Source organism: Ralstonia condita, assembly GCF_958405655.1.
Taxonomy (GTDB): domain Bacteria; phylum Pseudomonadota; class Gammaproteobacteria; order Burkholderiales; family Burkholderiaceae; genus Ralstonia; species Ralstonia condita.
The window spans coordinates 113,150-134,958 of sequence record NZ_CATYWO010000004.1 but is presented as its reverse complement, the minus strand read 5'-3'; the positions used below and the strand labels follow the sequence as shown (position 1 = coordinate 134,958).

The following is a 21,809-nucleotide window of genomic DNA, read 5'->3' as shown; positions in this document are numbered from 1 at the left end:
GAAAGAAGAAAACCAATGGCCAAGACGCTTGAAGCCCACGACAAACTGATCAGGGAGATCTTCGAAGGCAGCTACCAGTTCGAGATTCCGGACTACCAGCGCCCCTACGCCTGGACAACCGAGCAGGCCACAGAGCTGTTCGATGATCTGTACTCGGCGATGCAGGACGCGCGTGTCTCGGGGGCCAGCAGCCAATACTTCCTCGGCAGCATTGTTCTGATCAAGAACGACCGGGACCCGAAGTCATCGGTGGTCGACGGCCAGCAACGCCTGTCTACGCTCACAATGCTGTTCGCCGTGTTGCGCACCGTGATGCCGGACGCGGCAGACGACATCACTGATTTCCTCTACAAAAAGGGCAAGGTCAGTCTTGGCGAGAAAAACGAGTACCGCCTGACTGCCCGCGAGGAAGATGCCGACTTCTTCCGCTCCAATATTCAGGAGCCGGGTGGCATCGCACAGTTGGTCGCCAGTACGGACAAGCTGAAAGACAGCCGTCTGCGTTACCGTGAAAACGCCACGCTGCTGCTCGAAAAGGCCAAGGCGCTTCCGCCTGCCGACCTCATTGCGCTGTGGCAGTTCCTCGCCAACGACTGCTCGCTGGTTGTCATCTCCACGCCCGACCTCGAAGCCGCATACCGCATCTTCTCCGTACTCAACAACCGGGGACTCGACCTCGCGCCTATCGACATCATCAAGGCGCAGGTGCTGGGCCTGATCCGCACCACAGCAGGCGACGTCAAGAGCCGCGCCTACGCCAAAGAGTGGAGCCGGATCGAAAGCTCGCTGGGTCGCGACGCCTTCGGTGACCTGTTTGGCCACATCCGCAGCATCTACGCCAAGAAGAAGCAGAAGTACATCCTGGTCAAGGAGTTCCAGGAGCACGTCACCGAGTACAAGACCCCCATCGACCTCGTCGACAAGGTCATCAAACCCTATGCCGAAGTGTGGGACTTCGTGCGCGATGCAGACTTCGAGGCCACCGAACACGCCGAGACGATCAACGAACACCTGTCTTGGCTCAACCGCGTGGACTTCAAGGACTGGGTGCCCCCGGCACTGGTCTACTTCAAGCGTTTTCGGCAGCAACCCAAACTGCTTGCAGAGTTTTTTCAATCACTGGAACGCCTGACCTATTTCCTGCTGGTCACCAAGGTGGGTATCAACGAACGCATCGAAACCTACGCTGCGCTCACCAAGGAAATCGAGCCTGAAACCTTCAAGGGGGATCTGGCCGCGCTCACCACACTCGCCCTGACAGACGCGCAAAAGCGCAAGTTCGTCGCGGCACTTGATGGCGACGTTTACGACGATCTGCCCAAGGCGAGGATGGCGCTGGTCTTGCGCCTTGAGTCACTGGTGCGCGCACCCGGAGTGCAACTGCAGAACGCCGTGTCGTTGGAGCACGTGCTGCCGCAAACACCGCCAGATGGCTCGGACTGGCTCCAGTGGTTCCCAGATGAGAACGATCGGGAGGCGTGGACACACCGCTTGGCCAACTTGGTTCCGCTTGACCGGAACAAGAACTCGTCCGCCAGCAACTACGACTTCGCCAAGAAGAAGAACGTGTACTTCAAGGGCAAGGGCACAGCGTCACCCTTCGTCCTGACGCAGGAAGTGCGCTCGGAAGAAAAATGGACACCGGCGATGCTGGTTGATCGGCAAGAGCGCCTCGTAGGCGTGCTCAAGAAGCACTGGGCTCTTGAAGTGTCGCCGACCGAGTCCGCAAGCAAGACGCCTGACATCACAACGGCCACAGATGGGCAGGTTTGATGAAAACCGAACACAAAGTGGTGACGACGACGGGGGCCCCAAATGATGTCTGGGTCGGGATGGCGCAGTGTATGTTTAGTCAAACTACTACAAGGAGTAGCAAGCCCAGAGTTCGTCTGCGCGCTTGTCGGCGGCGTTGGCTACGGGTCAGCTTTATCTGGGGCAGTACCGCTAGAAAAATGTCGGTTGCAACGCTAAAATCACGCATTTGCACAGACACTTGCGGGGCTCCCTTGCGATTCGAAGAAACAAAGTCAGACACCCTAAACCTGCGGGTATCACCCTCCTTCAAGCTGGCCTTGAAGGCTGCCGCTGATAACGAGCAGCGCAGTATGGTCAACATGCTCGAGGTTCTGGTAGCCAACTACTGCGAACAGCATCAAATCGTGCTTCCAACCATGCAGCAGCGGCGACGTGAGGCCAGCAACTCCCCTGTCGAGGGGGGCAAATGAGTGAAGAAGAGGTTCTGCAAAATATGAACGCCGACCAAGGCTCTGACGTGGCCGTCTCAGTCAGCAAGTTGCAGTCAGCGTCGAAGAGCCCCGAAAAAGGAGGCAAGAAGCCTGCAGACAAGCCGGCTGCGAAGCCATTGACAAAAGCCAATCTCGCCCTGATCCCTCAGGTCGCCACCGAAGAAGCTTTCTGCGATGCCAAGTTGCGTAAGGCTGCCTACTACGCAGACGAGAACGTGTTGATCTTCAACATGGATGTCCGGGAGGCTATGGCGCACTTGGCGACAGCCGGTGTGCTTGTGAACTGCATGGTCACCTCACCCCCGTTCTACGGTCAGCGTGACTACGGAGCCAAGGGTCAGATCGGGCTTGAAGAGCATCCACAGCAATTCATTGAACAGCTAGTGGCTTGCTTTGAATCAGCCAGGCCTGTGCTTGCCGAAAACGGTAGCCTGTGGGTCAACCTCGGTGACACCTACTGGAGCGGCAAGGGTGAGCACAAGAGCGGAGAGTCGAAGCAAAGCGCGCGGCGGTTCGGCCTGCGCCCTCAGGACCGTACAGGCGACGGGCTGTTGTGCAAACCCAAGCAGCTTCTGCTCATCCCCCATCGGTTCGCAATTGCAATGCAGGATAAGGACTGGATCGTCCGCAACGACAACGTCTGGGTGAAGCCGAATCCAATCCCCGACCAGGTGCGTGACCGTTGCTCGATGTCGCACGAGTATATGTTCCACCTGGTGAAGTCGCGCTGGTACTACTTCAACAAGGACGCCGTCGGGCGCAAGTCCGAAACCGGCAGCATCCTGCCGCCGCCCGACACCTGGGAGATCCCGCCAGCTCGGTGTAGCCACAGGCACAAAGCCCGCTTTTCGGAGGAGCTCGTTCGGATTCCCATCCTCTCGACCACGCCGCAGCATGGCGTCGTGCTCGATCCGTTCGGAGGGAGTGGGACGAGTCTTCTCTTCGCAAGGAAGAACGGCTTTCGCGCGATCGGCATCGACATAAAGAAAGAGTTCTGTCAGTCGATGGTGGAGCACCTCGGAGAGCTTGGCTAAAGCATAGAAACTCCTCATAAAAGAACAACGACGGAAGATCAAATGGCCCGATACCTGACCGCAACGCGCATCAAAGCCAGCATCCAAGCCCTTGAAGACACGCGGGCCAAGAGCTCCTTAATGGAGTTCCTAATCCTCAAGCGATCGTTGCTTCTCAAGGGAGCTTCAAAGGTGCCTCTGTCACTTGGCGAGGGCGCCTACATGCAGGCGTTGCGGGAACTGGCGGCCGTTCATGACGCGCCGGATATGAAAGCGCAAAAGCAGTTCTTCAACGTCTTCGCCAGCGACGACAAGAAGGGTGGGTTTCGCGCGGGCAAATACATGTCCAACGGGCCGGGAACGACGGTTAACAGCAATCCGTGGCAGACCATCGTCGAGTTCTCCAACACCAAGCCACGTGGCGTCGGCTTCAAGGACGGCTACGAGGCGAATCTCGCCAAGCCGCTGTTGAAGTCTGCTAACGAAGCAAAGCCAAAGCTGACTGAAGCCGCAGTCTGGGTCTTTCGCCGGTTGGACCTCGACGGAACGCTCGGCACCGAAACGGACCCGATCCGGCGCGCCGAGCTCCTGCGAGACAAGCTGATTGGTGATGTGGGTCTGACGCCTCAGGAGATCGCCACTTTGTTCGACTCGAACGCAGGGACAGGCGTTGAGGATGCCGACTTGCAAGACGCGCCGGCAAGCCCAGAGGACTACCTCGATCTCGCCGGGAGCGAGGCGCCAACCGAGCTGGAAGCAACGGGTAAGTTGTGTTCACTTGACCTCGTGGCGGCTCTCGCCGCAAAGCCCTTTGTGATTCTCACCGGTGCCTCTGGCACTGGCAAATCCCGCTCAAGCTTGCGGTTGGCCGAACAGCTTCAGGATGTCTATGAAGGACAAGTCGACGGAAGCATCTTCCAGTTGGTGCCAATCGGTCCAGACTGGACCTCCCCGAAGCGCTTGATCGGATTTCGTACCCCCTTCGGGCAATCTCGGAAGACGCCTGACGGCAAGGACACCAACGAGAGCTACGAGATTACCGACACGCTCCGGATCATCCTGCGCGCGTGCAATCCCACCTCGACTTCCATTCCGCACTTCCTCATCTTCGACGAGATGAACCTCTCGCATGTCGAGCGATATTTCGCCCCCTTCTTGTCGCTCATGGAAGCCTCGACCATCGTGGAAGACAGCGACAACGCGGCGTTGATTGATCCGCGCTCACTTCGAGTCATCAGCGAGCTGCTGGATCTCGAAGACCCTGACAGTTCGGAGGCAAAGTCAGCAAAGATTCTGGTCACCAACGAGCAGCCCCTGAGGCTACCTCCCAACCTTTTTTACGTCGGCACCGTAAACATTGACGAGACCACCTACATGTTCTCGCCTAAGGTGCTCGATCGGGCTCATGTCCTTGAGGTGCGCGCGCTCCGGCCGTCCGAATACGCAGCCGGGGCAACGCCCGACGAGACAGTGGACATTGCTGTGGCCAACCAGCTTCTGCGAGAGGCCATTGACGACCGAGAGGCCGGGGAAGGCCGCGACTCCGATCCAGTCAAGGTTCTCTACCCTCTGGTAGTTAAGCATGGCATAGACGCCGTTGAGTTCGACGTCTGCCGGAACTTCACCCTCAAGGTCCTGGAAGGCTGCTTCAAGCTGCTCGCGCCTGTTGGCTTCGAGTTCGCCTTCCGGATCAACAAAGAGATCTACGCCTACATGCTGGTCTGGACCAAAGCCCAGATCGCCAACGGCGCCACCTCTGAGGAGGCCGTGCAGCGTTGGGTCGATGGCCTCGATCGGGCTCTATTCCAGAAGGTTCTTCCCAAGATCCACGGCAGCCGCTCGGCTCTGGGAGACAGCCTGAAGGCGCTGCACGCGTTCCTGGGCGGCTCGCATGCGGACAGCGCTCCCCCAGCCAAGTACACGCTTGGTGCTGAGGCCCCGACACGCATTGAGCCAGCTGAAGCCATCGCGCTGCCGGCAGGTAAGGAGTTCGGACGGTGCCGGACGAAGCTGCTGGAAATGCACGCTCGGCTGCTCTCGCGCAACTACGTCTCCTTCGTGAAGTGATATGAGCTTCGTTCCTCTGCATCGCGCGCGATTCGACCTAGGCGCGGGCTGCTGGATCGACATCGAAGCCGACCTCGGCGAAGGCAAGCCGCTCTCCGAGGGAGCTATCCAGTCGGACTGCCTGCTGTCCGCCGAGGAGGAAGCCAGGGCCGATGAGGTCTCGTCGGGCGGCATACCGCCAATGTGCTGGCGCGACGCTGGAGAACTGTTCGAGAAGTTCCAGCTCCGCGAGGACACCGACTACTTCGTCGACGTGGCCACGCCGTCTTCCATGGACGAGGCCGTTAAACAGTGCAAAGCGAATCCTGCATGGCCGTTCGAGGATAGGGTCGCGAGCGCCTTCACGAGGGAGCCGCCCAGGCGCTGGCGGCAAGAGGACGGCAAAACGGTGATCACAGGTCAAATCCGGCTGCGCTCTCACGCCGGCGTCCTGAACCTATCGCCAGTGTTCGGCGGGGAGCTCCGAGCCGAGGTCGCCTGCCGCAAGCTGCGCTACTTCGATGAGTTCAAGCGCCTGCTGGATGAGCTGGCAGCGAAGGCTGCAGAGCTACTGCTCTCCTATGACAGCCCAGTATCCCTGAACTTTCAGACGACTGACGGTCTCGCTGCCAACGAAGCCGCCCTGCATTTCCTGATGCGTCACGTGATGTCAAGAGCCAGACTGCCGACATCCATCGAGGAAATCGTGGAGCGGCCACATGCGCGTCTGGTGGAACGCGTTGAATCGACGTCGATTGAGGAGATCCTAGAGGTCGACCCAGAGCTAGTCGCAGACGGACTTGATTACGCTGAACTACGGGCTGGCGGCCCACTGGCACGCCTCTTCCGAGGTTTCACGCCCGCCTCGTTGCCACAGCGCGAGATCTACGAGTCCCGCGACACGCCCGAGAACCGATACGCCAAAGCCTTCTTGGAGCATTGCAGCCTTGTCGCGCGGCGGCTTGAAGGCGCCTTGGAAGCGCAGGGGCGAAGAGCGTCAGCGCGCGAAGCGCGCGCCTGGGCGGTATCAATCGACGAAGCGTTGCAGCACGGAATGTGGCGAGAGGTGGGCGCCCTCACGCAAATCCCAGCGAACTCGCAGACACTCCTGCGAAAGCGAGGCTACAAGGACTTACTCCGATACGACCTGTCGCTGCGCATGGCTATGGATCTTGCGTGGAATGACGGCGCACAGCTGTCAGACGGACTCTCCGGTGACATCCGTCCAGTGAACCAGATCTACGAGTATTGGTGCTTCTTTTGCCTTCGGGAGATATTACTTTCACTTTGTACCGAAGTCGGCGGTGGCAATTTCCTGACCGTCAGTAAAGACGGGCTGAAGGTGCGGCTTACCAAGGGAGCGCGAAGCGAGTGCCGCTTCGAGTTCACAGGGACCAATGGCGCCAGGGTCCTTGTCTCTCTTTTCTTCAATCGCCGCTTTCGCCGCCCGAAAACACCGCAATCTGCTTGGGAGGGCAGCTACACCGCATTTTTCGATCCGGATTTCAGCATCCGTATGACCAAGGTCGCCGCCGAAGCGCCGTCGCACTGGTTTCACTTCGACGCAAAGTATCGTCTAGAGAGGCAACTGTCGGAGACAGTTTTCGAGGAGCCCCCTGATGGCGAACCGGACGCTGGAGCCGCTGATTACGAAGCCGAAGTAGCGCGCGTCCACAAGCTCGAAGACCTATTCAAGATGCACACGTACCGAGATGGCATCCTTGGAACGCGAGGAGCCTACGTTCTCTTTCCTGGTGATGGCGTCGGAGGCGTTGTCAATCTGCCAAAGCCCAACCTCTTTGTTCGGAACCCTGGTGCTTTTGGGGGGTCGGGCACGCACCGAATCCCCAGTGTCGGCGCCTTCGACTTGGCGCCTGGTGGCGACGCAGCGCAGACACAGGCCATCGCCTCACTTCTGGCTGTCGCGCTCGAAGCGGTTGCCGGACCATCCAACTATGAAGAAGAGCGCGGCCATTGGGTCCTGTAGCTCTACTCTGGCTCCAGCGCATTTACTTGATACTCGCCACCATCCTGACCCACACCTGCAGCGCCCTCAGTTGCTCGGCATTCTCGTGGCAGGTCTGGTAGTTGGCGGCAACGGTTCCGGCGACGGCAGAGAGCGCAATGCCTGCGGCGGCCGCATCAGCATCTCGGGCGGACTCGGGCAACTCACCGGTGGCGGCAGCGTCGTGCAGGCGCACAAAGCCACGGTTGATAGTGCAAGCAGCATCAGCTTGAACGGGCACATAGACGGGAACCTCCTTGATGATGGTGTCGCCCTTCTCGCGGACGATGCGGACGCGATCGACGTACTGCGTAACGACCTTGACGGTGGCTTGCGCCTGCCGCTCGCGGACGGCGGCGGCTTGCAGGGTTTGTTGCTGGATGGCGGCATCCCATTGCGCTTGAACGTGGCTCGCACCCTTGATCCAGCCGAATCCGATCAGTGCAGCGGCGAGCAGGACAAGGGCCAGCCAGCGGTACGGCCACGAGATCAGGCTCATGGCGCTTCCCCGATGCACTGGCGGTACTCGGCCTCGCGCCGTGTGGCCAGCCCGCCGCACAGGCGCGCATTGGCAGGCAGCGCGCAGTCCTTGCGCTGGAAGAAGCGCCAGCGCAGCAGCTCGGCACAGGCTCCGGCGTAGTCCTCGGCGTTGAGTTTCCTGACCAGCGTGGACTGGCAGAACGCGCGGCTGCCGACGTTGTAGGAGAAGCTCACCAGCGCGTCATACTCGTGCTGGGCCAGCGGCACGGTCACGCACGTTTTCAATGCGCCCTCGAACTGCTGCACATCGGTGAGCGCCCGAGCCAGCGCCTTCGGCGGCGTGGTGGTGTCACCCAGCTTCACCCCAGTGGTGGTGCCAAAACCAATGGTCGGCACATCGCCCTTGACCGGGATCACTGCGCGATCGGTGTAGCCCTCGTGCAGCACGATGCCGACCAGGGCGGCGGCGGACAGCGCCAGCGCAGCCACGGTGCGTCTTTGCGGTGGCCGGATCATCGGTGCATCTCCGGTTGCGCCACGATGCGGGCCACGGTCGCGCCGATGCTGGCGGCGAAGGCCAGCAGCACGAATGCGCCACGCGGCAGCACGTCGCCAAACAGCGGCACCACCACTTCCGCCGCCGTGAAAGTCGCGGCCAGCAGCGAGAAGCGGATGCTCCAGGCACGACGCAGCACGCGCCGCCAGTCGTCCAGCAGCCAGAGCTTGGGATTCATTGCGCGCCTCCCATCAGCTTCAACTTGATGGCAGCGCCGACCAGCAGCGCGGCCAGGATGCAGGTGGTGATGACCTTCACCGTGGTCTGCCATGCCGTGCGACGGGCATCGCGCCACGCTTCCAGCAGGTCGCGCAGCTCGCGGATGTCCTTCGCGGCACTGCCGTTTTCTAGGCCGAGATGGGCGAGGCAACGCTCGGCTCCGCGTTCGGCGGCACGGTCGAGCAGATCGTCGAAATCCTCCTTGCGCAGAAGCAGCATGTTCTCCACGAGGGCGGCGGGCGCTTGTTGTTCGGGTTCGGTCATTGCAGGTCTCCAGAAATGCAGAACCCGCCTCGTGGGCGGGTTCAGGGGTTGATCGGAAAGTTGGATTTCAGATTTCGATGATTTCCAGCGTCAGGCTGGGCGCGACGCCCTCGATGACGTCATCGCGCACGAACACCTTCTGGCCGATGGCGGCGCTGCCACGTGCGCGGATCAGACCCCCACCGGGTAAGGCGACGGTCACCACGCCTGCGCCGACGCTCACCACCGTGCCAGCCTGCAGCGGCGGGTCGGGTATGAGCTGGCGGAACTGTTCGTAGAGGTTATGCATGGCTCTGCACCCCCAAGGTCTGCCAGACCTCCGGCATCCCGGCCTCGATCTGCGTCGAGCGCACCAGCCCAAGCCGGGCGCTGTTGCCGTCCTGGTACTCGACGAATGCACCCGGCTGGATGATCCCGGTCTCGGCCAGCACCGGCAGGCGCAGGCTCACCTCGATCTGTTGGCCGGTATCGGCCAGTACAGCGATGCCGCGTTGGCGCGCTGCAGCGGCCTCCGTGATCAGCGCATCGACCACCATCGGGGCCAGAACATCTCCGGCAGTCCCGGCTCGGGTCACCTGGCCGAGCACGCCGACGTCTTGCCCTGACACGAACACGCGGTTGTACGCGGGCTTCTCCACCCAGCGCAGCGACTCGCGGGCCACGGCATCGACGGGCAGCACGAAGTCGGGCGTGACGGTGCCCCAGTCCCACGGCGCGGCCGGATAGCGGTGGCGCACACGGATGCTCTGGTCGGACGGATTCGGGATCAGGTAGCCCCCGGCGGCGCTGGCGATGGCGACCAGCGCTTCCATCCACGTACCCTGCTGTGTGAACACCCCAGCCGGAACGTTCCAGTCCGTCAGGCCCCAATCGATGTTCCAGCCCAGCGGGATGCCGTTGAGCGTCAGCACGTCGTCCATCAACTGCCGAGCCGTGCGCGCCTGCGGTTGCTGGAAGCTCATCACCGGCGCGTAGGGAGCAGCCAGCACGGCGTTGCGTCCACGGCCCGAGATGCGGATGCTTGCGTCGCCAAACAACCGCTCGCGGCTGATGCTCTCGGCCAGCACGCGGAAGGCCGTGCCGTTGACGCTGGCCACCAGTTCGACCGGGCCGCCGTTGCTGCCGGGCGCGACGAGGCTTTCTGCAGCGGCGGGGAGCAGTGCCTCGAAGCCCCAGGTCCAGGACGCGGCGTCGAGCGACAGCGAGAGATTGAACACCGGCACGGGCAATCCATCGGGAAGCCGGTGCAGGGTCGCGTTGTTGATCACGAAATAGACCCTCCGAACGGGAACGACCACCGGCTCGCCATCGGGCGGGTCGGTGTGGTTTTCGCAGAAGAACAGCAGATGGGCACTGGCAGGAGCCAGCGCAGCGAACAGCAGGTGGCCGCTCGGCGTGTAGCAACGCGGCGGCTCGGGCGGCTCGGGGATCACCCACACGCTGATGCCGGGTGGTGGCCGCATCGCTTCCTGGTACCGCCCGCGCCAGCCCACCGGTCGGCGGCTTGCGCTCTGGAAGTCCGTGCCCTGGCGCTGCGTCAGCGCTCGGGCGCTTTGCCAGAGGACGAGCCGACCGGCGCGCTTGCTACGGTCACCGTCCTGATGCGCGAAGCGCGTGGCGTCGCGCAAACGGGTGGCGTTCTGGAACACGCCCATCCGAATCGGCGCGATGGGCGCCGCGTTCTCGTGGGTGAACCCGGTTGCACCGTACAAGCGCTTCGCCTGCTGCTGGCCGGTGCGCCGCAGCAGCGGCGCGGCCACCAAGACCGGCGGCAACCGGTGCGCGATGCCGTGCACCGACACAGCCCCCCGCTGCCACGCCGCACCCCAGCCTGCGGGCTTGGCCGTCGCATCCTGCTGGCGCTGCGCTGCGCCGCCCTCGTGCTGCACGGCCTGCTGCCACTCGTGCGCCGTTTGGCCGATCGTCGGTCGCTGGGTGCGCGAGGCGTAGCGCACCTCGCCGGTGAACGCCACGCCGGGCAGGCTGGCCACGCCGACATTGAGCGGCACGCTCGGGCGCAGGATGAGCGTGCTGACTGTCAGGCCCGGCAGCTCGGCCAACACCTCCAGCCGTGCGGGCGGGATGAAGGCGACGCTGGCCACCGGAAGCGGCAGCGTGGCCTGCACCACCACATCGTTGCGCGGCGGCACGTAGTCCGCGCCGAAGATCAGATCGGCGGCGGTGGCGGCGGCGGCGGCGGCGGGTCGGTCGTACAGCAGGTCGACGTTCTGCCCAGAGTGCGCAGGCATCGTTCACCCCCGATCCTTCAGCCCAAGATGGCCGATACCATCCGGGCGTCCCCGCCCAAATAGAGGTTGGTGCTGGCGAGCTTCACATCGCCCGCGCCATCGGTGCCGCTGCAATCCAGATCGAGTGCCGTCACCTCACTGCCGTTGACCAGCCGCGCCCAGGTGGCGATGCCGGTGGCAGCGATCAGGCCGTCCTCCTGCTGGGTCAGCGTCAGGAGTCCGCCCGCAATCGTTCCTGCAGGTTTGGTGAGCGCGATCTCCACCAGCATCGCACTGGTGGGCGTCGCCGCCGGATTGGGTGGACGCGTGCCGCCGTAGATGCGCAGCCGCGCCGGGTTGGTTCCCGCATCGAGGAAGGACAGCGTGCCCGCCAGCCGTGCCTCGTTGTGTTCCTGCGTGATGGCGACGGTCATGGCATCGGCTCCGGCCTGAGGTTGTCCGCGATCACTGCGCGGTACATCTGTCGGTAGTCCGTGCAGATCACCGTGTAGCGCTGTTGAGGGTCGATGCGCTCGAATCGGTAGGTGCCGTCAGCCTGAGACCACGTGCTCGCCACCAGGACGTGGGTGTTTTCGCTGTAGAGCAGAACTTGGCGAACGAGGGGTTGGTCGGGCTGCCCCTTCTCCTTGACGGTGCCGGTGATCTGGCCGTTGCCGCCGAAATAGATGTCTCGGCGCGCGCTGGCCACAGCTCGAACCCGGGGCGGGTAGCTGCCTGGCTGGCTCCACAGTTCAGTGTTCGGGCTGTGCCAGCGGGCCAAGGCAGCGGAATGCACGCCGACCGGCGGTCCCGCGAGCGCGGCACGGCAGGCGGATTCGAGCGCGCGCACGTCGGCAAGACTTGCGACACCAGACCACAACCCGGCCGCGAAGAAGCGCTCGCTGCCGCCGATGTTGTATTCGTTGCCGTCGGCGTAGTAGCCGATGCCGCCCACGCTGTCTGCCACCCACGAGCGCGCGAAAGCCGCGCCCGCCCAGTCGTCGTTGATGTACACGCGGGCACTGGCCGGGCTGACGACCAGCGCCATGAACTTGGGCGCGCCCCACGCGGGCCCGCTGCCCACCTGACCGCCACTGCCATTGGCGTACTGGTAGATTGCGCCGTTGGACTCCTGATCCAAAAAGTAGCTATTGCTGTCGCCGAGGGTCTTGTAGAACACCAGCCCTCGGCTGACGTGCATCACGAAGCCCGCCAGCACGAAGTCGCCGGACAAGGACATCGGCGTGGCCAACGGCCAGGGCTTGTCCTGGCCGTACAACCCGTAGAGCGGAAATGGCGTGGCCACACCGCCCTGCACGGTGATGGCATTGCTGCCGACCTGATCCTGCAGTTGCCCGTTCGCGAAGTGCAGCGCATCCCACGCCGCGACCGGCGTCAACGACGCCACGCTGTCCCACCACGCCATGGCTTACCTCCACGGCCCGGTGATATCGAAGGCGATCTGCGCGCCCTCGGTTTCCGAGCTGTACTGAGTCCTGACCAGCAGGAACTTCTTGCCCGCCTGACCGACCACGTTATCGACGATGGTCTGATCGCTGTAGGGGAGGTACTGCGGCATCCACAGCATCCCCGGCATCAGGCCGCGCATATGCCCCGACTCCTCCCGCACGTAGGTCGGCAGCAGCCAGAGGCTGTAGTCCGGGCCATTGGGGAACGGCATCGGGCCACGGCCGCAGATCTGCTGGCCATTGTTGGTGTTCAGCGATGTGAGGCCAAAGCGCACTGGGTGGCCGAGTTGGGTGTGGCTGCGCAGCAGAACCTTGCCCGCGAAGTCGAGCGACGAGGCCATCCCGTATCCGTTGTATTGGCCTGGGTAGCTGAGGTAGTGGTTGTTGTTGCTCCAGTACAGATCGTCGGCGCACAGCACAGTGGCGTAGTTGTCACCCAGCTTAAAGCTTTCGATATCGCCAAAGCAGTAGCTGTTGCGCCCGTACCAGCCGTACCCGGCAGCGTTGGAGACGAACAGGAAGAACAACCGGTCGTCGCCTACAAGTACCCAGTTGCGGCCGCCGCCGCCGCTGTCGCCGTAAGTGTCATAGCCGGTCTGGCGCGCGTGATACCACTTGTGCCAGCCCCACTGGTTGGCCTGTACCTGCTTCCAGTTCTGCGTCGGGTTGTTCGGATCGAACGGAGCCTGCGCGCCGACGATGGTGTCGATGTCCGTCAGGTCTTCGACGATGCCGACGTTGGCCCATTTGGCCCACGTCGTCGTATAGCCCGGCGTCTTGAGGCTGTCGTCGATCAGCAGCAGGTTCTGCGGCGAGGCGGGATTCTTGCTGCGGTACGCCGCCTTGTTCGTGCTCGCGAACGCCTTCTCCCACCCCAGCGGCGCAACCTTGGCCGACAGGCTGGTGGCGCTGGTCGCGGGCGACACGGGCGTGCCGGTCACTGCGAAGGTGAACGTAGTTGCGGTGGTAGCGATGACCCGGAACTGCCCGTTGTACGCGGGCTGGTCGGCCCCGGCGATCTCGACTACCTGCTCGGGCCGGTAGGCGTGGCCCGCGCTGATGGTGGCGGTGGCCAAGCCATCAACACAGGTCAGCGTGTCGATGGCCTTGAGAGCGAAGCCGTTGACAAGGCAGGCGTCGAGCATCGTCACCAGATCGCCCCAGTTGTTGGCGATCTGGGGCGCGCCGGTCATGCCGCTGCTGAAGTATTTGACGGTCAGGTCGGTCATAGGAATTCCTGCGAGAAGGGTTCAAAGATCAGGGGCACCCACACCATCAGGGCGTGTCGACATCCCCGCGAATCAGCAACGTGAAGTGGTCGTCGGGCACGGACTCCGGTCCCTGCTGGACGGTGCGCACCACCCAGACCGGGAACTGGCTGCCGATGGTGTTGAAGCGCAGCACGTTGCCGGTGGCCCAGCCGTTGCCCCAGCCGAGCGCGGGCAGACGGAAGTACGGCACGCCGGTCGCCGGGTTGTTGGGGGCGCAGTCGGCGCTGGTATTGCCGGTAGCGATCACGCCCACGTTCTCGCCGATGACCTCGAACGAGGTGCTGTTGGTCATCCGCACCACCCAGCGCTCGGTGAGCGCCCCGCGATTGGTGACCATGATCGGGTACTGGGTGTGGTTAAAGGTGGCGGTGGCAGCGCTGCCAACGAGTTCATCCGACCAGCTGCCGTTCCAGGTGCTCTGATCGAACACGAGGTTCACGCGGGCGAACAGGTCACCGGCCACCAGCGCACTGGAGACAAAACTGCCGGAGACGGGATCGCCGGGACTGGCCAGCGGATAGGCGTGCGTCAGCGGGCGCGTGAAGCTGATCTCGCCGTTGATCTGCACGTCGCGCACCACGGCCATGTCCTCGATGCGGTGCTCGATGGTCACCGGCTGGCTGTAGCCAGTCACGTCGGTGAACGTGACGGTGCCTGCTTCCAGATCGGTAACGTAGCCTGTGTGGATCACCACGCCGTTGTGGCCGACCACACGCACGCGCGACAGACGCACGCGGGCACAGTCGATGGTCTGGCCGTTGCTGACCGAGGCAGTGATGCGACCGGTGTGGCCGACGACGGAGAAACCACCTGGACGGAAGATCGGCACACGCCCGTCGCTGGGAAGGCGTACCGGGTCGATGCCCAGCAACGCCGCATCCAGGGGCAGATAGCTGTAGGCCACGGCGCTGTAACGCAGGCTGGAGGCCGCGACCGGCTCTGGCCGGAAGATCTTGCCGTCTGGCCGCACGTTCTCGGCGTCGAACCACGGCTCGCTCTCGTTGCCCGCCGCCGTGACCACGGTGCCAAACCTCACTCGCACAAGGCCAGTGTCGTAATCGACGCTGCCGATGACGCCAGACGCGGTGATCGTGCCGTCGATGCCTGCCGTCACGGTCTGGGTTCCACCCTCCGCGCGGGCGAACTGGATGGAGAGCGATCCTGGGCGAAGTGGCGCAGCACCGCTGCGGAACACGTACTCGCTGGAGATGTTCTCGCCCACAGTGGTCACGCAACTGGCGCGCGTGATGCTGTTGGTCGCGCCCGCCGACCACGAGGTGAGGGTCACCGCGCCCGAGAGGTAGTTGATGCTGCCGCGCGTGACCCAGCCGCTGGGCGTGAATTCACGGAGCGTTCCCTGACCGTTGTCGCCCCAGGGCTGGCTGCCCGCAATGGCCAGCAATACCGTTCCGGTCACCACCTGCGCGTTGACGCCGGGCACCAGCCGAAACGACGGGCTGAACGCGAACGTCTCGCTGTGGTTGCTGGTCGAGCCCGCGCTGTTGTAGCGCAGCTTGACGTAGCCGGACTCGTCGTTCGGGTACATCGACGGCGCGTCCACGTAGCTGATGCCGCCGTAGTTGAGGCGAAACATCTGGCCCACGCCCGAGGCCCAACCAAGGCGCTGTTCGGTATACACCGGGCTTGGAATCTTGATCGTCACATCCGGCTGAAACTGCACCGCGCCCGTGGCGTAGTTGACGCTGCCGATGACTTGGCCTGCGCGCAGCACGTTGCCCGCCCCATCGTCGCGGGCGTACTGCGTGGGATCGACGAGATTCCACAGCCCCAGCCCCATCGCCTGAATCTGCTGCAGCGTATAGACCCCGAGTACGGCGGTGTCCGTCAGGGTGTTCCACTCGATCTCCAATGAACCCGGCTCGATGGAGCCAAGGGTTGCAGTCACGGGCACCTTGCCCTGGCCGTCCCGCGAGGGGTGCGCGAAGCTGTCTTCCTGCTTGGGGCCCGCAACGTAGTCCACCGTCAGCAGCGCGCCGACCGGCGGCAAGACGTTCGGTGCGAAGCTCAAGAGGTTTTGCGCGACGTTCAGGTTGCCGGTGGCAGCACCACTGAGCTCGCCAAACGTGGTGGCGGAAGCCGTGCGCGTGCCCGTGCCGCTCTCGTGTGGCCAGGTGATGGTGAGCGTGCCCGGCTGAACGCTTTTGCCTTCGGGCGGGGCAAGCTGCAGGGCCTGCGATGCCTTCAGAGCGGCGGTTGGCTGCTGCGTTTCCTGGGTCGGCACGTTCCACGTCAGGATCAGCGATGAGCCCACGTCGGGCAGTGCCCCCAAGGTCACGACGAAGGCGCCGGTGTTCTTGTTGAAAGTGCCCGCGCCGTAGCTGGCATCCAGCCCTTTGAGGGAGCCATTGCCGCCATCCGAAAGCACGTACCAACGGCCCTGCGCCATGTAGCTGATGGCAAGCGTGGCGGGTTGCGGCACCGGGTTCACGGAGCCGACGTAGGACTGGCTGCGCGATTCCGGCGTGACCGCGATCTCCGCGCTTTGCGGCGCGCGCTGCAGTTGTGCAGCAGGTGTGTAGGTGATGGCCTTGCTGTTGGACATCGAGCCGGAGTTCAGGCTCAGGATGCCGTTGGCGTAGTCGATGGTGCCCAGCGTGCCGCTGGCGGTCTTGAGCAGGCCCGCGTCGTCGAAGATCGTGACGCCGTCGGTGACGATGGACAGCGATCCGGGCAGGCAGCCGCCCGGCAGGTTGAATTTGATGCTGGTGTTCCAGGCATGGCTGGCCGTGTAGCTCACGGGTGCAGCGCCCGGTACCGGCAAACCTGCTGCGGCGTAGGGGGGCACGAAGGAGATCGGCGTCTCGGTCTGGGCGCTGGGCACGAGCTGCGTGTAGATGGACGCGCCCTTGATGGTGAAGTCGCCCACATTGGCAGCCTGCGTCAGTGGAACCACGCCGACGTAGGTGCCCGCGTCGGCCACCACCGTGTCGCGTACCTTGGTGCTGTTGGTTGCACGCGTGAAAGTTCGGCTGGCAGGCGAGCCCGTGAAATCAAAGCGCAGCGCGTCGCTGATGGCGACTGTGACGACCGCCGCCTTGTAGTCTTGGTCGGTGTTGTAAGTGAAACTGCGCTCGACCACCGACACGGCGGTGGCGCGGATGTACTGCTCCTTCTGCGTGGGCAGTCCTTCGTTCTCGATCAGGACGAGGGTCTGGCCGACGTTGGGCACGGCGTCGCTGAGGCGTTGGAAGAGCTGGATCACCCGCTGGCCAGCAATGTGGTTCTCGAACAGGTAGCCCGCCCACTCCGGCCCTTTGTTGAGGTAGGCCTCGATGCGGGTCTGCGCCTGCTCACGGGTGTCGAAGGTCTTGCGGGTGGAAAACAGCGTGACGCTGACGCGCTCGTCCTGCGGCGGCTCGGCCACGATGACGTTGGCCCCGAAGTAGGTGTCGGTGTCATCCGTGGCCACTTGCACGAAGCTCTTGCGCAGGTTGACACGGCCTCCGGCGCGATCCAGCTCGGAGATGTCGGGGAAGATGGCGTTCGATACGCCATCGGCAATCACGAGGCCCGTGGGCGCGCCGCCGCCTTCGGGCACGTCCGCCATCACGGCGGACTTGAGCAGCTTCACGTCGCCAGATTGGATGGGCATCAGGCAATCTCCAAGAATCGAAGGGTCAGTCGGTAGAAATCGGTGCTCGCGCGCGCCGGGAAACCCATCACCGGCTCGGCCTCAATGGCGGCGTCCTGGTGACGGAACGCAACCGTGAAGACCCGGCCATCGGTGACACTCAGTTCGAAGCGGCCCGTGGCTTCACTCACCGCCAGCGCAGCCCACGCACGCAGTTGCTCCACGGCGGCGCGCGTCACCCACGCCATGTCGGGCGCACCCACCAAGGTGATCGGGCGTCCTGCCTGCCGCGTCGCTGACTGAATCAGCAAGGCTCCGGTAATCAGGTAGGAAGTGCTGGCCACCGCAGGTGACCACGCGTGTTCGTCTGCCCACAGCAAGTCGTCGGGCAATGGCAAAGCCACCCCGGTGGCGAGGTTCTTCAGTTGCATCAGGGAATCTCAGACAGTGCGGGCGCGGGCGGCGTCTAGCAGTTGCAAGAGGCGCGCTTCATCGCGCGCATCGACGGTGGCGTTGACCTTCTGCTGTCCCGCAGACAGTTCCACGCGCACGGTGCGGGTGGGCGTGCTTTCGGACAACGACGGACGTGGCAGGCTGCGGCTTGCGGGCTGCACCAGACCGCCCGAGGCAAAGCCTTGGATGCCCGCCAGCGCACGCCCGGCCAGTGCCTGCGCCGGAGCGCTCAGGTTGTTGATGGCTTCGAAGAAGCCAGCGCCGTAGCGGGCGACGGCCTGCCGGTTCACGACGAACTCGCCCGGGGTGAGCATCGCAGGGACGGTGTCGGACTTGGCTAAACCCCCACGGGCAAAGAACTGACCGTCTAGAGACTCCATGTAGTCGATCAGGTCGCGTTCGAAGTCCTTGCCGTACATGATGACCGTTGACATGGCGTAGCGCCAACGCTGGCGGATGCCCTCGAGTTGGGCTTTTTCGTTGGCGGTCAGGGTCTTACGGTCGACCAGTTTCTCCAGATCCCGCCGATCGGTACGTGCCATCGGCATCCAGTAGGCAAAGGTCTTGTCCTTGGCGTCCAGGCTTCCGCTGTAGTTGATCTGTCCGAGTGCCTTGATGCCCAGTTCGATCATCTTCTCGGTTTCAACCACCTCGCGATTGCGCTTGGGTGGTTGCGGGCCGACCGCGCCGCCGCGTGCAAAACGAGCGACGGAATTGGAAACTTGCGCCAGGCGCGCCAAATTGCCCGCGCCGTACTTACGCACCGCCGCCTTGCGAAGCACAAAGGCGCCCGCCTCCAGGGTCCGTGGCACAGTGTCGTGGTGACCCGAGCCCGGCACATTCCCGCCAGCCATCCGGGGGAACGCAGGCGCTACCGCACCGCCACCAGAGAAGTTCAGCACCCGGCCGACCATGCCGCCGGTAGCGTTCTGCTCCACCTTTTTGACGTAGATGGTGTGCGTGCTGCTGGTATTGGCACCGTTGAGGCTCATGATTTCTGAACGGGCCGCATCGGCATTGGTGCTGACCTGGTGGCGCGACTCGGTCTGGATGCGATCAAGGGCTTTGATCATTCCGTCCACGTTGGTAATCGCGGCTTGGGCTTTTTCTGTTGCCACCTTGAGCTCGAACTGCGCGTTCTGATCGGCGTAGGTCTTGAGCTTGTCCAGTGCCTCCCGGGCCTTGGATACATCGGCATCGACCGGCAGCGTCTTGCCCTCTTTGAGCAGCTGCTCGTATTCCTTGAGTTTCTTTTCCGCCTCCTGCAGATCGGCCTGGATTTGCAGCAGGTATTCCTTCTCGGCCAGCGCCTTGTCCAGCTCAGCGATGGCCTGGTCGAAGCGCGTGGTGTCGGCATCGAGCGTGAGTTTCAGACCCTCTTGAAGCTGGGATGTGATCTGGTCGATCTGGGTTTGCGTCTGCTCCAGCGTCTGGCGGATCTGGTCTCGGGCCGTCAAGGCCGACTGGGCCGCCGTCTGGTGGGCTTTGGCCTCCGCATCCAGGGTCTGGTTGAGCAGTTCCTCGGACTCCCGGATGCGCTGGATAGCCTGGTTGACGCCATCTTTGCCCTGGGCAATCTGCGCGTCGGCCTCCCGGGTCTTTTGCGCCAACTGGGTACGGAGTTCATCGGCCTGACGCATCAGTGCATTGGCCTTCTCGTACTCCTGGTTGCGAAAGGCCTGGCGCGACTGTGCTTCGAGTTGTGTGACCTGCGATACCGCCTGTTCTGACTGTTTGCGAGCATCCTCGCCGCGCTTGGCCTCGCTGGTCTGGCTGCTGGCCACCTGTGCGGCCAAATCCATCGCTTTCTGCGCGAGCTGCCGCGCTTGCTCGAATTCACCATTGGCCAGCTGCTCACGGGCCTTGGTCTGGTACTCCGCGATCTGGCGTTTCCGGTCCTCCGTGGCCTCGTACTCCGTCATGCCCTGGCGCCGAATGTCGCGCACGCGCTCCTCCGTGGACATGGACAGCTGTCGCTTGGCCTCCTCGATGCGCTGGACTTCCGCCAGATGCCGGTTGGCCTCGGCGTTGAGGGCGTCGATGTGCTGGCGGTACTCAGAGAGCGCCTGGGTCAGCGTCTGGCGCTTGGTGGCCAGGATGTCGTTCTCGACACGCTGCACGTTGGCACGGCGATCTTCCTCGGTCTGGCCTTGCCGGGCGGCGGCGTCCTTGCGCGCCTGCGTTTCCTGATCGATCAGGCCAAGTGTCTCGGTCGTCGCCTGACGGCGCAGCGTGGTTTGCTGGGTGAGCGCCTCGGTGAGCAGTTGGGTGGACTGGGTGATTTGCGCCGCCTCGGACTGCTTGGAGAGCTCGAGGGCAGATTTTTCTTGGTCGTAGCGGGCTTTGACGGCCTGGATCTGTTGCTGAAGGTTGGCCTCCACGATGGAGGTAAGCCCTTTGTAGGCTTCGGCCATTTTGGCGGTGGCGTCGTTGACCTGCCCCTGCGCCTTACCGACCGCCTGTTCGACCTCGCCCAGCCGGGACTTGAGCTTCTCCAACGCAGCATGTACCGCCTCGATGCCACGTCCGACCGCTTCCTGAGTGCCTTGGCGCACGGCTTCGAGCCGCTTGGCGATTTCCTCGACAGCGGTGGCCGCCGTATTCATCGCACCCTTGGCAGCCTCCGTCCCCTTGCCCGCGTCGGCGTACATCTGCGCAAAGATCTGGTTCATCTCGGCGAGGCGCTGCTGGTGGCGCTGGGTGGCCTGGGCAATAGTGTCCGAAGTGAAGATGGCTGCGAAGGCTTCCCAGCGGTACTGAAGTTGCTCCACGCCCTTGACCAGCATTTCCACCATGAAAATGCCCGCCTTGCGCACGATCTCGAATTTCTCGGACAGCCAGGTACCGATTTCCCAACCCACGAGGAAAGCGCCCAGCACGGCAAACGCCGTCTTGAGCAAGCCCACGCTGGCCACAGCCGCCGACACCGACAGGTTGGCGGTTGCCCAGGCCGCCGATGTGGCGCTGGCGGCTGTCACTGCAGCCGCACCTGCCGTCTGCCAGGCCGTGATCAGGGCTGGGATCAGGCGGTAGATGAGCACGGCCAGACCCACCTCGGCGATGCGCTGCAGCCAATGCATCACCAACTCCAGGTTCTGCGATAGCCAGGTCAGCGCCTCGGCAAGCTTCTTCGTGAAGCCTGTCGATTCGTCCAGACGGCTGATCCACTGGCCGAAGGCATTGGACAAGCGCGTGAACGCCTGGCTCACGGTGGCGGGCAATTGGGCGTATTCAGCCGCCAGCTTGTCCTTTTGGCCCATCAACGCATTGACCACCACGTCGGCAGTGAGCCGACCCTCCTCAGCCAGCTTGCGCAGCCGTCCGATCGGCACATTCAGTCCGTCAGCCAAGGCTTGCGCCAGACGGGGGCTGTTCTCAACGACAGAATTGAACTCCTCACCGCGAAGCACTCCGGATGCCAGGGCCTGGCCAAACTGCAGCAGGGACGACTGCGCCTCGGTGGCCGAAGCGCCCGAGATGCGCAGTGCCTGCGAGATGCTCTCGGTAAGGGTGAGCGCGTCCTTTTGCTCACCGCCGAGCATCCGCACCGCCTGCTGTAGCTTTCCGTACAGCGTGGCGGTTTCCTGGATCGGAACGCCAATACGCTGGGCGATGTCGAAAAGCTCCTTCTGGGCAACGGCGTACTCGCGCTGGCCAGCGGTGGCGAGCTTAAGGCGAGCGGACATCATGTTCCAGGCGTCCGCGATCTGGACGATCTCCTGCACCTTGCCGCTGGCCCAGTTGATGGTCAGGAAGGCCAGCAGTTGCGTCTTGGCACGGTTGATCTGTTCGCCAAAAGCGGAGACCCCCGCATTGACCTCGGCCATTCCGGCAGATGCCTTCTGGCCGGCAGTCTTAGCGCTGCCCGAGAGTTCGCCCAGCGACTTCTCCGCCGAATCAACGGCGCGCTTGAGCCCCTCATCAACGCCTTCGAGGGCAACGAGGACAGAGATGCGATTGGCCATTG

Annotated in this window: 16 protein-coding genes; 4 read left to right on the top strand and 12 right to left on the bottom strand. The window is 63.4% G+C overall.

What is annotated here, in order from left to right:
* The first annotated feature begins 15 nt into the window (after nt 1-15).
* The 4 genes from R2N03_RS14380 to R2N03_RS14365 all read left to right on the top strand — a co-directional run bounded on the left by R2N03_RS14380 (nt 16) and on the right by R2N03_RS14365 (nt 7,292).
* Nucleotides 16-1,773 (top strand): DUF262 domain-containing protein, encoded by a 1,758-nt coding sequence (locus R2N03_RS14380; RefSeq protein ID WP_024973312.1) that lies wholly within the window; start codon nt 16-18, stop codon nt 1,771-1,773.
* A 448-nt stretch (nt 1,774-2,221) separates the two neighbouring features.
* The gene (locus tag R2N03_RS14375; protein ID WP_200868548.1) at nt 2,222-3,280 is read left to right on the top strand and encodes a DNA-methyltransferase; all 1,059 of its coding nucleotides are present in this window, start codon (nt 2,222-2,224) and stop codon (nt 3,278-3,280) included.
* Between the two features lie 42 nt (nt 3,281-3,322).
* Nucleotides 3,323-5,326 carry an McrB family protein gene (locus R2N03_RS14370; RefSeq protein WP_286879701.1) on the top strand — a complete coding sequence of 668 codons (2,004 nt, stop codon included), beginning with the start codon at nt 3,323-3,325 and terminating at the stop codon, nt 5,324-5,326.
* 1 nt (nt 5,327) lies between these two features.
* A complete protein-coding gene (locus R2N03_RS14365; RefSeq protein ID WP_286879702.1) occupies nt 5,328-7,292 on the top strand; it encodes a DUF2357 domain-containing protein in 1,965 nt (654 codons plus the stop codon).
* A 22-nt stretch (nt 7,293-7,314) separates the two neighbouring features.
* Here the strand turns inward: R2N03_RS14365 and R2N03_RS14360 are convergent, their stop codons facing one another.
* The 12 genes from R2N03_RS14360 to R2N03_RS14305 form a co-directional block, all read right to left on the bottom strand.
* Nucleotides 7,315-7,809 carry a hypothetical protein gene (locus R2N03_RS14360; protein ID WP_037057371.1) on the bottom strand — a complete coding sequence of 165 codons (495 nt, stop codon included), beginning with the start codon at nt 7,807-7,809 and terminating at the stop codon, nt 7,315-7,317.
* Entirely contained in the window at nt 7,806-8,306 is a 501-nt protein-coding gene (locus R2N03_RS14355) for a lysozyme (protein ID WP_024974782.1), read from the bottom strand. The genes R2N03_RS14360 and R2N03_RS14355 overlap by 4 nt, the downstream gene beginning before the upstream one ends.
* Complete coding sequence (locus tag R2N03_RS14350) at nt 8,303-8,524, bottom strand: DUF7940 domain-containing protein (protein ID WP_024974783.1); 222 nt, start codon at nt 8,522-8,524, stop codon at nt 8,303-8,305. Before R2N03_RS14350 ends, R2N03_RS14355 begins: the two co-directional genes overlap by 4 nt.
* Nucleotides 8,521-8,829: a DUF6127 family protein gene (locus tag R2N03_RS14345; protein WP_286879704.1), complete on the bottom strand. Its 309-nt coding sequence runs from the start codon at nt 8,827-8,829 to the stop codon at nt 8,521-8,523. Before R2N03_RS14345 ends, R2N03_RS14350 begins: the two co-directional genes overlap by 4 nt.
* Nucleotides 8,830-8,896: 67 nt before the next feature.
* Nucleotides 8,897-9,118 (bottom strand): hypothetical protein, encoded by a 222-nt coding sequence (locus R2N03_RS14340; protein ID WP_024973216.1) that lies wholly within the window; start codon nt 9,116-9,118, stop codon nt 8,897-8,899.
* Nucleotides 9,111-11,078 carry a hypothetical protein gene (locus R2N03_RS14335; RefSeq protein WP_024973215.1) on the bottom strand — a complete coding sequence of 656 codons (1,968 nt, stop codon included), beginning with the start codon at nt 11,076-11,078 and terminating at the stop codon, nt 9,111-9,113. Before R2N03_RS14335 ends, R2N03_RS14340 begins: the two co-directional genes overlap by 8 nt.
* Before the next feature lie 17 nt (nt 11,079-11,095).
* Nucleotides 11,096-11,491, bottom strand: coding sequence for a hypothetical protein (locus tag R2N03_RS14330; RefSeq protein WP_024973214.1), 396 nt, complete (start codon nt 11,489-11,491; stop codon nt 11,096-11,098).
* Nucleotides 11,488-12,483: a hypothetical protein gene (locus R2N03_RS14325; protein WP_024973213.1), complete on the bottom strand. Its 996-nt coding sequence runs from the start codon at nt 12,481-12,483 to the stop codon at nt 11,488-11,490. The genes R2N03_RS14330 and R2N03_RS14325 overlap by 4 nt, the downstream gene beginning before the upstream one ends.
* Nucleotides 12,484-12,486: 3 nt before the next feature.
* Nucleotides 12,487-13,755, bottom strand: coding sequence for a hypothetical protein (locus R2N03_RS14320; protein WP_024973212.1), 1,269 nt, complete (start codon nt 13,753-13,755; stop codon nt 12,487-12,489).
* A 46-nt stretch (nt 13,756-13,801) separates the two neighbouring features.
* Complete coding sequence (locus R2N03_RS14315; RefSeq protein WP_024973211.1) at nt 13,802-17,410, bottom strand: hypothetical protein; 3,609 nt, start codon at nt 17,408-17,410, stop codon at nt 13,802-13,804.
* Nucleotides 17,410-17,820, bottom strand: a complete 411-nt coding sequence (locus R2N03_RS14310; protein WP_024973210.1) for a hypothetical protein — start codon at nt 17,818-17,820, stop codon at nt 17,410-17,412. The genes R2N03_RS14315 and R2N03_RS14310 overlap by 1 nt, the downstream gene beginning before the upstream one ends.
* Nucleotides 17,821-17,829: 9 nt before the next feature.
* The gene (locus R2N03_RS14305) at nt 17,830-21,807 is read right to left on the bottom strand and encodes a tape measure protein (protein WP_024973209.1); all 3,978 of its coding nucleotides are present in this window, start codon (nt 21,805-21,807) and stop codon (nt 17,830-17,832) included.
* Between the last annotated feature and the right edge of the window lie 2 nt (nt 21,808-21,809).